Below are 12,465 nucleotides of genomic sequence, written 5' to 3'. Positions count from 1 at the left end.
ACCGTGGAGGGGACGGAAAAGAGCCGTCGGGTGCTGGGGAAGGGACGCTCATGGAGTCCGCGTTGATCATCTTCGCGCTGATGCTGCTTATGACCTTCCTGGGGTTGGGCGTGTACGCGACCGTCAAGGTGGTGCAGGCGACCAAGCGCGGTGTGGATCGGACCATCACACAGGCGCGGCGGACCGTGGAGGACACCGCCCTGCGGGCCAAGAGTTTCGGCCAGGTCGGGGTCCCGGGTGCGCTCGCCCAGCTACGGCTCGACCTGCGGACCTCGATGCGCGCCACGGAGCAGGCGCTGCGGGACGGGGTCCGGGTGGACGCCTCGCTGCACGAGTCGATCGCGCTGTTCGAGCGGCTGAGCGCGCACGGGCGCGAGCTCGACGACGAGCTGAAGGGGCTGGAGCAGGACCCGGACCGCGGGCGTATCGCGGAACGCCTGCCGGACCTGCGGGAGCGGACGGCCAAGATCAAACAGGCCGCCGACTCCCTGCGATGGGCCGCGCGGGACCGGGCGCAGCGTTTCGCGCAGGACGACCTGTCCACGTTGTCGGCCCAGATCGAGGTCGAGTCCGACGCGCTGCGGGACTGGGCGCGGGAGCCGGTGGACGACCTCGCGGCGGCGGCCGCGGCGTGGGACGCGGCGCAGGCGAACGGGAGCGCGGCGGGTCCGGGGAGCGCCTCGGCGAATGCTTCGGGGCAGCCCTCGGCGGCGGGACCGGCTCGCGGCGGGGACCAGCCGCAAGCCCTGAATCCGGCCGCTCCGGCGCCGCAGTACCCGTGGCAGAAGGCGCGCCGGCCGGAGAGCACGACCTGAGGGCGTGAGTCGAGGACGCGAGGCGAGGGGCGAGGGGCGAGGTGTGAGCTGAGGACGCGCCCGGGGGTGCGAGCTGATCCCGACCCCGGTGCGTCCGAGTCCGACCCGGGCGCGACCTGGGACCGGCCTGCGGAGAGGCGCGCGGGGGCTCGTACCGTAGGCTCTCGCCGCCGTAGGACACCCGACCGACGGTCGAGTCGTGGGCCCAGGCTGCCGTCCTGCCCCCACGGGCGGTAACCTCCGGCTCATGTCCCGCCATGTCGCCATCGTCACCGATTCCACGGCCTACCTGCCCCGACCGGCCATGGCGCGGCACGGAATCACCGCCGTCCCGCTCACCGTGGTGCTCGGTGGCGAGGCCCTGGAGGAAGGCACCGAGATCTCGGCGCGCAGCCTGGCCCAGGCCCTGCAGAAGCGCCGATCGGTCACCACCTCGCGCCCCGGCCCCGAGGAGTTCGTCCGGGCCTACCGGGCGGCGGCGGACGCCGGCGCCACCGGCATCGTCAGCCTGCACCTGTCCGCCGAGTTCTCCGGCACCTACGACGCGGCCGTGGTCGCGGCCAGGACCGCACCCGTTCCGGTCCGGGTCCTGGACACCGGCATGGTCGCGATGGCCCTCGGCTTCTGTGCGCTGGCCGCCGCCGAGGTGGCCGAGGCGGGCGGATCCGTGGACGAGGCCGTGGCGGCGGCCGAGAAGCGGGCGGCGGACATGTCCGCCTACTTCTACGTCGACACCCTCGACTACCTCCGCCGCGGCGGCCGGATCGGGGCCGCGCAGGCCCTGCTCGGCTCGGCCCTCGCGGTGAAGCCCCTGCTGACGCTGGACGGCGGCCGGATCGAGATGCTGGAGAAGGTCCGTACGTCGTCCAAGGCGATCGCCCGCCTGGAAGAGCTGGCCGTCGAGCGCGCCGGGTCCGCCGAGGTCGATGTGGCGGTGCACCACCTCGCGGCTCCGGAGCGGGCGGAGAAGCTCGCCGAGCGGCTGCGCGAACGCATCCCCGGGCTGGTCGAGCTGCACGTCAGCGAGGTCGGTGCGGTGATCGGGGCGCACACCGGGCCGGGGCTGCTGGCGGCGGTCATCTCCCCTCGCTGATCACCGGAACGGGTGGCCCGCTTATCCACAACGAGCCTTTTTTCCACTGGAATTGAGTGTTCCGAACCGGGGGCGGGCTCGGCCTCTACGGTCGTGGCATGAATCTTCGAACGCGTGCTTCGTATCCGTCGGGTGCCACCAGTGGCCCGGGCCGCTCCCGACTCTCCGACAGCCGTCTCCGGCGGCGCCGTACGGCGCTTCGTGGCCGACGGGTTCCTCATCCGGAGCCGGGCGCGGTGCGCAGGCGAGCCGAGGCCCTGCTGGGGGACAGCGGCCCGCCGCAGGCCCCGCGGCCGCCTTCGCCGCCCCCGCCACCCGAGGCCTTCCAGGCGCCGTCGGCGGCCGCGGGAAGGGCGGACGTCCTGGATGTCGAAGCGGCGCCCGATGACGCGTCCGGGCCGCCCTCAGGGGCCGCGCGGAGGCCTTCCGTGCGGGAGCGGCTGCCGCTGTGGCTGCAGGACAGCTGCGCGGTGCGGCCGCGGGCGGTGGCCGCCGTCGGGGTGGTGCTGATCTGCGCCGTCGGCTTCGCCGGGCAGCAGTACTGGTCGGCCCGGCCACGGGCGCTGACCGTGCCCGCGGTGGTCGCCCCGGGGGCCCTCCCGGCGGCGGCCACGGCACCTGCGGCGGCTCCGGCCCAGGGAGCGGGCGCGGGGGCCGGTGGGGTCGGTGGGACGGCCGCGCGGATCGTCGTCGACGTCACGGGCAAGGTCCGGGACCCCGGGGTGCGGCGACTGCCCGCCGGTTCGCGTGTGGAGGACGCGCTGGCCGCCGCCGGGGGAGTGCGGCCGGGCGCCGACACGACCGGGCTGAACCGGGCCCGCGTGCTGGTGGACGGCGAGCAGGTGGTGGTCGGGGCCCCGGCTCAACCGCCACCGGCCGGGATGGCCGGCGGCATGGGCCCTGCCTCCGGTGCCGGCTTCGGCCTCGGGCCCGGCTCCGGCCCGCTGAGTCTGGGCTCGGCCACGGTCGCGCAGCTCGACGGCCTGCCGGGGGTCGGGCCGGTGCTCGCGCAGCACATCGTCGACTTCCGTACCGCCCGCGGCGGCTTCCGTTCCGTGGAGGATCTCCGCCAGGTCGACGGCATCGGTGAGCGGCGTTTCGCCGACCTGCGCCCGCTGGTCCGGCCGTGAACCGCCCGGCGGGTCCGGTTCCGCCGGACCTCCGCCTCGCGGTGCCCGCCGCGGCCGCCTGGGCGGCGGCCGCCCTCGCCCTGGACGCACCCGTCCACCGGACCGCCCTCGGGGTGGGCCTGGGGATGGTCTGCGCGGGCCTGTTGATGCTGGGCGCCTGCCGGCGTCCGGGACCGCTGTGGCGGCTCGCCCCGGCCGCGGCGGCGGCCCTGCTGTGCGCGGCCGCCGGAGCGGGGGTGGCGGGGCTCCAGCGGGCCGAGGCGCGGGCCGGGCCGGTGGCCGGGCTGGCCCGGGAGCACGCCCGCGTCCTCGTGGAACTCACCGTCGGCTCCGACCCGCAGGCCGCCCGGAGCGGGAGCGGGCCGCCCGTGGTGGTCCTGGACGCGGTGGTGAACCGGGTGACCGGGCCCGACGGTTCGAGCACCCGGGTCGAGACCCCGGTGCGGGTGCTGGCCGGACATCCGGGATGGGCCCGGCTGCAACCTTCCACCCAGGTGGTGGTGGTCGCCCGGCTGGCTCCGGCGCGGAGCGGGGAGCGGGCCGTGGCGCTGCTGCGCCCGGCCGGTGACACCCCGCCCCGGGTGGCCGGCGGCCCGGACACCGTCCAGCGGTTCGCGGGGCGGCTGCGGGCCGGGCTGCGCGAGGCCACCGAGGGGCTCCCACCGGATGCCAGGGCCCTGCTGCCGGGACTGGTCGTCGGGGACACCTCCAGGGTTCCGCCCGATCTGCACGAGGCCTTCCGGGCCACCGACCTGCTGCACCTGCTGGCCGTCTCCGGATCCAACCTGACCGTGGTGCTGTTCCTGCTCATCGGGCCCCCGGCCCGCGCGCAGCGGGCGGAACGGCGCGGGCTGGCGCCCCGGCTCGGACTCTCGTTGCGGGTCACCGCCCTGTGCGGGGCGGCCCTGACGCTGGCGTTCGTCGTGGTGTGCCGGCCGGAGCCGAGCGTGCTGCGGGCCGCCGCCTGCGGGGCCGTCACCCTGCTGGCCATCGCCACGGGGCGGCGCAGATCCCTCATCCCGGCCCTGGGCGCCGCCGTGCTGCTGCTGGTGCTCCACGACCCCTGGCTGGCCCGCAGCCACGGCTTCCTGCTCTCGGTCCTGGCCACCGGGGCGCTGCTCACCCTCGCTCCCCGGTGGAGCGCGGCCCTGCGGCGCCGTGGTGTGGGGCCCCGGTCGGCCGACGCGCTGGGGGCCGCCGCGGCCGCGCAGGCGGTGTGCGCGCCCGTGGTGGCCGTGCTCGCCGCCCGGGTCAGCCTGGTGGCCGTGCCGTGCAACCTGCTGGCCGAGCTGGCGGCCGGACCCGCGACGGTCCTCGGCTTCGCCGCGCTCGCGGTGGCTCCGGTGTGGATGCCCGCCGCGGAGCTTCTCGCCCGGTGCGCGGCGGTGCCGGCCGGGTGGATCGCCGGCGTGGCCCGGGCCGGGGCCCGGTTCCCGGGCGCGGAGCTGCCGTGGCCGGGCGGGCTCACCGGCGGTGTTCTGCTGGCCGCCGCCACCCTGGCGGTCGTGGTGATCGTCCGTGCCCGGTTCCGTGGGCGCGGGTGGCTGTGCTCCGCCCTGGCGGCTCTGCTGCTCCTGGCCGTACTGCGGCCGCCGCAGCTCACCCGTACGCTGTCCGGCTGGCCGCCGCCCGACTGGAGCTACGTCCAGTGCGCCGTGGGGCAGGGGGACGCCGCCGTGCTCGCCCTGGGACCCGGTGAGGCCCTGGTGGTGGACGCCGGCCCGGAACCCGGACCGGTGGACGACTGTCTGCGTGCCCTGGGTGTGCGGCGGGTGCCGCTGCTCCTGCTGACGCACTTTCACGCCGACCACGTCGGAGGCCTGTCGGGGGTGCTGCGGGGCCGGTCCGTGGGGGTGATCCAGGCCACCGCGCTGGAAGAACCGCGCGGGCAGGCCGAGTTCGTCCGGCGGACCGCATCGGCCGCCGGGGTGCCGATCGTGACGGCGGTGCAAGGAGAGCGGCGCCGGGCCGGGGCGTTCGAATGGCAGGTGCTCTGGCCTCCGCCGGACGGACCGCCACCCGAGGGCCCCAACGACGCGAGCGTCGCCCTCCTGGTGCGCGGCGCGGGGCTGACCCTGCTCCTGCTCGGCGACCTCGAACCGGCCGCGCAGCAGGCTCTCTTGAGGGCCCGCCCGGACCTCGGCCCGGTGGACGTCCTCAAGGTCGCCCACCACGGCTCCGCGCACCAGGACCCGGAGCTGTACGCCCGGGTCCGGCCGCGGCTCGCGCTCGTTCCCGTCGGCGTGGGCAACCGCTACGGACACCCGGCGCCGCGTACGCTCGCCCGGCTACGGGAGTTGGGTGCGACCGTACTGCGTACCGATCTCGACGGCTCGATCGCCGTCACCAGGAGCGGAGTTCGGCTACGGTCCTTTTCGGCCAACCGGCGGCGGAACGGGCGCGGCCATACCGGGCGCGACCACTCTGTTTGCCCACAACCCGACAGCATGATCGAATGCGTCTTCGCCAGAGCGGTCCAAGTCCACACAGCACGGGGGTGCATCAGCCATGTTCGGTCGCAGACGGGGGATGGAGCCGGCCGGAAGTTCCAGCCCGCCCACATCCGCGACACTGACGCTGCCGCCGACGGCGCGGCTGCTCAGCTGCCGGGTTCTCGACACGGTCCACCGACCGGTGAGACAGGCCGCGTTCGAGGTGACCGACCCGATCGGCCGGCGCATCGTCAGCGGGGAGACCGACCCGTACGGCGGCTTCGCCGTGGCCGTACCGGAGGGGGAGTACCGACTTTCCGTGACCACGGAGGGGTACGCGCCGTTCCACGGGGTCACGATCGTGGGGGACCCGGGGCAGCCCGGCACCGCGGAGATCATCCTCGACGCGGTGGAGCCGCCGCTGCTGCCGCAGCCCGGCCACTGGGAGCTCGACCCGACGCACTCGTCCATCGGTTTCACGGCCCGCCACATCGGCCTGGCTCGGATCCGAGGCCGGTTCACCACGTTCGCCGGGGCGGTACGGATAGCCGAGCGCATGGAGGACTCCTCCATGCACGTGATCATCGACGCCGCGAGCATCGACACCGGGGTGCGGCTGCGCGACGACCACCTGAGGTCGGGGGACTTCCTGGACGCGGTCCGCCACCCCACGGTGGAGTTCTACAGCGAGCGGTTCATCCACCGCAGCGGCAGCGCCTGGACGGTCGCCGGGGCGCTGACCCTCCACGGGGTGAGCCGGTCCGTGACCCTGGACACCCAGTACCTGGGCCTGGGCACGGGCATGGAGGGAGAGCTCCGGGCGGCCTGCCGAGCCACCACCGAACTGCACCGCGAGGACTTCACCCTCAACTGGCAGTCGATGCTGGCGCAGGGGATCGCGGCCATCGGTTCCAGCGTGGACGTGACCCTGGACATCCAGGCCGTGCGCAAGGCCTGACGCGAAGGCCGCCGAGCCCCCTACGGGGCTTCCAGCCAGCCCTCGTACTCGGCGGCGAGGTCGTCCAGCGTGCCGGTGTCGAGCCGTTCCTGCGGGTCCTCGACGACCACCAGCCACTGGGCGTCCTCGGCGTCGTCCTCGCCGGCCAGCGCGTCGCGGACCAACTGCGGTTCCTCCGGGAGGCCGAAGCGGTCGACGGCCTCCTGGGCCACCTCCTCGGCGGCGTCGCGGTCGGGCAGGACGAGTACATGTCGCACATTCACGCGACCATTCTCGGGCACGCGGGGCGGAGGGCTGTCGGTGCGGCGTGGGATGCTGGATCCGATGGCCACCAGGAAGAACTCCACCGACGATCCGCTTGCCCCGCTCACCCTCGCGGTGGGGCAGGAGGAGCTGCTGCTCGACCGTGCCGTGCGCGAGGTGGTGGCGGCCGCCCGCGCCGCCGACGCCGACACGGACGTCCGCGACCTCGCCTCCGAGCAGCTCCAACCCGGCACGCTCGCCGAGCTGACCAGCCCCTCGCTCTTCTCCGAGCGCAAGGTGCTGGTCGTGCGCAACGCGCAGGACCTGTCCGCGGACTCGATCAAGGAGGTCAAGGCCTACCTCGTCGCGCCCTACGAGGAGATCATCCTGGTCCTCCTGCACGCGGGCGGGGTCAAGGGCAAGGGTCTGCTGGACGCGGCCCGCAAGGCGGGCGCGCGGGAGATCGCCTGCCCGAAGATGACGAAGGCGGCGGACCGGCTGTCGTTCGTACGCGGCGAATTCCGCACCCTCGGCCGGTCGGCGACCCCGGAGGCCTGCCAGAACCTGGTGGACGCCATCGGCAGCGACCTGCGGGAGCTGGCCAGCGCCGCCGCGCAGCTGTGCGCCGACGTCGAGGGCACCATCGACGAGGCCGTCGTCGCCCGCTACTACACGGGCCGGGCCGAGGCCTCCAGCTTCACGGTCGCCGACCGGGCGGTCGAGGGACGGGCGGCCGAGGCCCTGGAAGCCCTGCGCTGGTCCCTGTCCACCGGGGTGGCACCGGTGCTGATCACCAGCGCCCTGGCCCAGGCGGTCCGGGCGATCGGCAAGCTCGCCTCCGCCCCCCGCGGTGCCCGGCCCGGCGACCTCGCCCGGGACCTGGGAATGCCCCCCTGGAAGATCGACCGGGTCCGCCAGCAGATGCGCGGCTGGTCGGCGGACGCGGTCTCGGACGCCCTGCGCGCCGTGGCCGCCGCCGACGCCGGCGTCAAGGGCGGCGGTGACGATCCCGAGTACGCCCTGGAGAAGGCCGTGGTGGCGGTGGCCCGCGCGGCCCGCCCCCAGCGCCGGTAGCGAGCAGCGCGAAGGCCCCGGCCGCCACCCTGGGGAAGGGTGGTGGCCGGGGCCTTCGGTTACTTCTGAATTGCTCCGCACCCGCGTGGCGAACGCTTCGTGTGCGGAGCGGGGTGCCGGTCAGGAGCGGGAGAGAGGGCCCACTGGGTCCCTTCCGGCGATCACATCAGGAGCTTCAGCCCTGCAGGGAGGCAACCTTGGTGGCCAGCGCCGACTTCTTGTTGGCGGCGGCGTTCTTGTGGATGACACCCTTCGAGACAGCCTTGTCGAGCGCACGCGCGGCGGCACGAGAAGCCACGGTGGCCTTCTCGACGTCACCGGCGACGACGGCCTCGCGGGCCTTGCGGATCGCGGTCTTGAGCGAGGACTTGACGGCCTTGTTGCGCAGGCGCGCCTTCTCGTTCGTCTTGTTCCGCTTGATCTGGGACTTGATGTTCGCCACGAAAGAGCCTTTTCAGGTTCAGAGTTTGATCTTCGGATTGTGTCCCTCCCCCGGACTTCGTCCGGGGGGACCCCCTGCTGAGAGGGCGTACGAGACACAGCTGCCCAGGCTACCAGGCACGCTAGGGGCGGCCCAAACCGAGCGCACTGCCCCGTCCATGGGACCATGGGAGTCTGCGTACAGATCCGACATCGCGCCGCCGACAGCGACGGGAGCCGGACTTTCGCTCCGACCGACGCTCCGCAAACGCTTCCGACTGCGACCGAGAATCAGGACACTGCGTGCCCGCGATCCCCAGCCACGTGCCCGAGCCGAGCCGTACCGACTCGGCGCTGATCCGCAACTTCTGCATCATCGCGCACATCGACCACGGCAAGTCGACCCTTGCCGACCGGATGCTCCAGATCACCGGTGTGGTCGACCAGCGGCAGATGCGCGCCCAGTACCTCGACCGCATGGACATCGAGCGTGAGCGCGGCATCACGATCAAGTCCCAGGCGGTCCGGCTGCCCTGGGCGCCCACCACGGGCGAGGGTCAGGGCAACACCCACATCCTCAACATGATCGACACCCCCGGTCACGTCGACTTCACCTACGAGGTCTCCCGCTCCCTCGCCGCGTGCGAGGGCACGGTCCTCCTGGTGGACGCCGCCCAGGGCATCGAGGCCCAGACCCTCGCCAACCTGTACCTGGCGATGGAGAACGACCTCGCGATCGTCCCCGTCCTGAACAAGATCGACCTGCCGGCCGCCCAGCCGGAGAAGTTCGCCGAGGAGCTCGCGAACCTCATCGGCTGCCAGCCCGAGGACGTGCTGCGCGTCTCGGCGAAGACCGGTTTCGGCGTCGAGGCGCTGCTCGACAAGGTCGTCGCCACGGTCCCGGCCCCGGTCGGCGTCAAGGACGCCCCGGCCCGCGCCATGATCTTCGACTCCGTCTACGACTCGTACCGTGGCGTCGTCACGTACGTCCGTGTGGTCGACGGGCAGCTGAACAAGCGCGAGCGCATCCGGATGATGTCCACCGGCGCCACCCACGAGCTGCTGGAGATCGGCGTCTCCTCCCCGGAGATGACCCCGTCCGACGGCATCGGCGTCGGCGAGGTGGGCTACATCATCACCGGCGTGAAGGACGTCCGTCAGTCCAAGGTCGGTGACACGATCACCAGCCTGCACAACGGCGCCACCGAGGCCCTCGGCGGATACAAGGACCCGCGGCCGATGGTCTTCTCGGGCCTGTACCCGCTCGACGGTTCGGACTACCCGGACCTGCGCGAGGCCCTGGACAAGCTGCAGCTCAACGACGCCGCGCTGGTCTACGAGCCGGAGACCTCGGCGGCGCTCGGCTTCGGCTTCCGCGTCGGCTTCCTCGGCCTGCTCCACCTGGACGTGGTCCGTGAGCGCCTGGAGCGCGAGTTCGGCCTCGACCTGATCGCCACCGCGCCCAACGTGGTCTACCGGGTGGTCATGGAGGACGGCAAGGAAGTCACCGTCACCAACCCGAGCGAGTTCCCCGAGGGCAAGATCTCGGACGTGTTCGAGCCGGTCGTCAGGGCCACCGTGCTCGCGCCCACCGAGTTCATCGGCGCGATCATGGAGCTGTGCCAGCAGCGCCGCGGCACCCTCCTCGGCATGGACTACCTCTCCGAGGACCGTGTCGAGATCCGCTACACCCTCCCGCTCGCGGAGATCGTCTTCGACTTCTTCGACCAGCTGAAGTCCAAGACGCGCGGCTACGCCTCCCTCGACTACGAACCCACGGGCGAGCAGTCCGGCAGCCTGGTCAAGGTCGACATCCTGCTGCACGGCGACAAGGTCGACGCCTTCTCCGCCGTCACGCACAAGGACGCTGCCTACGCCTACGGTGTGCGCCTCGTCGCCAAGCTGCGCGAGCTCATCCCGCGGCAGGCCTTCGAGGTGCCGATCCAGGCCGCGATCGGCTCCCGCGTCATCGCCCGCGAGACCATCCGCGCCATCCGCAAGGACGTCCTCGCCAAGTGCTACGGCGGTGACATCTCCCGTAAGCGGAAGCTGCTGGAGAAGCAGAAGGAAGGCAAGAAGCGCATGAAGATGGTCGGCTCCGTGGAGGTCCCGCAGGAGGCCTTCATCGCCGTCCTCTCCAGCGACGAGTCCGGCGGCAAGAAGAAGTAGTGGTCCGCCGTCACCCGGCACACACAGGCCCCCGCACTCCGGTGCGGGGGCCTGTTTCGTTATGAAGCGGCCGCTCGCGGGCTCTTACGCGCACGCCGGTCGCGCTCTAGTCTGATCACTGCTCGACGGTTACTCGCCAGTTTAAAAAGACAACGGCTGCAAACCCGCCAGTCCCCAGCGCCCCCCAGCGCCCCACGCCCACGCACTACCGCGTGGATCGGTCCGGAGGATGTCGTGAGCGACACACAGACCTATCTCGAGAACCGCCCGCCCACCGTGGCGGTGCTCTTCCTTGAGCGCGTCGCAGCGACGCCGAACGACGAGGCCTACCGGTACCCGGTACCGGCGGCCGACGGCCAGGGCGGCCCAGACGACTGGAAATCACTCAGCTGGGGCCAGGCGGCCGAGCGGGTCTTCGCCATCGCCGCCGGCCTGATCGCCCTCGGCGTCGGGACGGAGGAGCGCGTCGCGCTCGCCTCCAACACCCGGGTCGAGTGGATCCTCTCCGACCTCGGCGTGATGTGCGCCGGCGGTGCGGTCACCACCATCTACCCCAGCACCAACGCGGACGAGTCGGCGTTCATCCTCTCGGACTCCGACAGCCGGGTGCTCATCGCCGAGGACGGCAAGCAGCTGGCGAAGGCGCGCGAGCGCCGCGCCGACCTGCCGAACCTCGCCCACGTCGTGGTGCTGGACGCCGCCGACGCGGTCGCCGCGGAAGGGGACCCCGAGGGCTGGGTGCTCTCGCTCGCGGAGCTGGAGGAGCGCGGCAAGGAGTACCTCGCCAAGCACCCCGAGGCGGTCAAGGAGCGGGTGGGGGCCATCACCTCCGACCAGCTCGCCACCCTCATCTACACCTCCGGCACCACCGGCCGCCCCAAGGGCGTGCGGCTGCTGCACGACAACTGGTCGTACCTGGCCAAGGCCATGGTCGCCACCGGGCTGATCGGCAAGGAGGACGTCCAGTACCTCTGGCTGCCCCTGGCCCACGTCTTCGGCAAGGTGCTGACCTCCGGGCAGATCGAGGCCGGGCACGTGACCGCCGTCGACGGCCGGATCGACAAGATCATCGAGAACCTGCCGGTCGTGCAGCCGACGTACATGGCCGCCGTCCCGCGCATCTTCGAGAAGGTCTACAACGGCGTGGCCGCCAAGGCCCGCGCCGCCGGCGGCGCCAAGTACAAGATCTTCAAGTGGTCCGCCGGCGTCGCCCGCGAGTACGCCAAGGTCACGCAGGACAACTTCCGCCGCACCGGCCAGGCGACCGCCCCCTTCGGCCTCACCACCAAGCACAAGATCGCCGACGCGCTCGTCTACTCCAAGCTCCGCGAGGCCTTCGGCGGAAAGCTGCGGGCCGCCGTCTCCGGCGCCTCCGCCCTGGCCCCCGAGATCGGCTTCTTCTTCTCCGGCGCCGGCGTCCACATCCTGGAGGGCTACGGCCTGACCGAGTCCAGCGCGGCCTCCTTCGTCAACCCGGGCGAGGCCTACCGCACCGGCACGGTCGGCAAGCCGCTCCCCGGCACCGAGGTCCGCATCGCCGACGACGGCGAGGTCCTGCTGCGCGGCCCCGGCATCATGCAGGGCTACCACCGGCAGCCCGACAAGACCGCCGAGGTCCTGGAATCCGACGGCTGGCTGCACACCGGCGACATCGGTGAGCTGTCGCCCGACGGCTACCTGCGCATCACGGACCGCAAGAAGGACCTGATCAAGACCTCGGGCGGCAAGTACGTCGCCCCGGCCGAGATCGAGGGCCAGTTCAAGGCGATCTGCCCGTACGTGTCGACCATCGTCGTGCACGGCGCCGACCGTAACTTCTGCTCCGCGCTGATCGCCCTCGACGAGCCGTCCATCCTGACCTGGGCGGCCGAGAACGGGCTGGAGGGCAAGACGTACGGCGAGGTCCTGGCGGCGGCGGAGACCAACCGCCTCATCGAGACGTACGTACAGACCCTCAACGAGGGCCTGCAGCGCTGGCAGACGGTCAAGAAGTTCCGGCTGCTGCCGCGCGACCTCGACGTCGAGCACGGCGACCTCACGCCCAGCCTCAAGCTGAAGCGGCCGGTGGTCGAGCGTGAGTTCAAGCACCTGATCGAGGAGATGTACGAGGGTTCCCGCGAGGCGTAGCGCC

General features: G+C 72.7%; 9 protein-coding genes and 1 pseudogene. 8 read left to right on the top strand and 2 right to left on the bottom strand.

Translation table 11 applies throughout. The annotated features are described in order from the left end of the window. Positions 1 to 50: 50 nt before the first annotated feature. The 5 genes and pseudogenes from OG624_RS14840 (at position 51) to OG624_RS14820 (ending at position 6,428) form a co-directional block, all read left to right on the top strand. The gene (locus tag OG624_RS14840) at positions 51 to 815 is read left to right on the top strand and encodes a hypothetical protein (protein ID WP_033224015.1); all 765 of its coding nucleotides are present in this window, start codon (positions 51 to 53) and stop codon (positions 813 to 815) included. A 247-nt stretch (positions 816 to 1,062) separates the two neighbouring features. Next, on the top strand, positions 1,063 to 1,908 hold the full coding sequence (locus tag OG624_RS14835; RefSeq protein WP_033224016.1) for a DegV family protein: 846 nt from the start codon (positions 1,063 to 1,065) through the stop codon (positions 1,906 to 1,908). Positions 1,909 to 2,336: 428 nt separating this feature from the next. Further along, positions 2,337 to 3,038: a ComEA family DNA-binding protein gene (locus OG624_RS14830; RefSeq protein WP_349252289.1), complete on the top strand. Its 702-nt coding sequence runs from the start codon at positions 2,337 to 2,339 to the stop codon at positions 3,036 to 3,038. A 146-nt stretch (positions 3,039 to 3,184) separates the two neighbouring features. Further along, a pseudogene (locus OG624_RS14825) lies at positions 3,185 to 5,410 on the top strand (ComEC/Rec2 family competence protein); the annotation flags it as partial. 136 nt (positions 5,411 to 5,546) lie between these two features. Further along, positions 5,547 to 6,428 carry a YceI family protein gene (locus tag OG624_RS14820; RefSeq protein ID WP_078909519.1) on the top strand — a complete coding sequence of 294 codons (882 nt, stop codon included), beginning with the start codon at positions 5,547 to 5,549 and terminating at the stop codon, positions 6,426 to 6,428. Positions 6,429 to 6,448: 20 nt separating this feature from the next. On the opposite strand, the gene OG624_RS14815 is transcribed toward OG624_RS14820, so the two are convergent. Continuing rightward, the gene (locus OG624_RS14815; RefSeq protein WP_033224017.1) at positions 6,449 to 6,691 is read right to left on the bottom strand and encodes a hypothetical protein; all 243 of its coding nucleotides are present in this window, start codon (positions 6,689 to 6,691) and stop codon (positions 6,449 to 6,451) included. Between the two features lie 61 nt (positions 6,692 to 6,752). Here OG624_RS14815 and holA point away from each other — a divergent pair, with 61 nt between their 5' ends. Continuing rightward, positions 6,753 to 7,745 (top strand): DNA polymerase III subunit delta, encoded by a 993-nt coding sequence (gene holA / locus OG624_RS14810; protein WP_158711908.1) that lies wholly within the window; start codon positions 6,753 to 6,755, stop codon positions 7,743 to 7,745. A 175-nt stretch (positions 7,746 to 7,920) separates the two neighbouring features. Here the strand turns inward: holA and rpsT are convergent, their stop codons facing one another. Further along, a complete protein-coding gene (gene rpsT, locus OG624_RS14805; RefSeq protein ID WP_030384651.1) occupies positions 7,921 to 8,187 on the bottom strand; it encodes a 30S ribosomal protein S20 in 267 nt (88 codons plus the stop codon). A 281-nt stretch (positions 8,188 to 8,468) separates the two neighbouring features. On the opposite strand from rpsT, the gene lepA reads away from it, so the two are divergent. Next, positions 8,469 to 10,334: a translation elongation factor 4 gene (gene lepA / locus OG624_RS14800; protein ID WP_033224019.1), complete on the top strand. Its 1,866-nt coding sequence runs from the start codon at positions 8,469 to 8,471 to the stop codon at positions 10,332 to 10,334. Between the two features lie 234 nt (positions 10,335 to 10,568). Further along, the gene (locus OG624_RS14795) at positions 10,569 to 12,461 is read left to right on the top strand and encodes an AMP-dependent synthetase/ligase (RefSeq protein WP_033224020.1); all 1,893 of its coding nucleotides are present in this window, start codon (positions 10,569 to 10,571) and stop codon (positions 12,459 to 12,461) included. Positions 12,462 to 12,465 lie beyond the last annotated feature (4 nt).

It is taken from the genome of Streptomyces virginiae (assembly GCF_041432505.1).
GTDB lineage: Bacteria > Actinomycetota > Actinomycetes > Streptomycetales > Streptomycetaceae > Streptomyces > Streptomyces virginiae_A.
The sequence above is the reverse complement of the archived record's forward strand: the minus strand, read 5'-3'. Positions and strand labels throughout refer to the sequence as shown.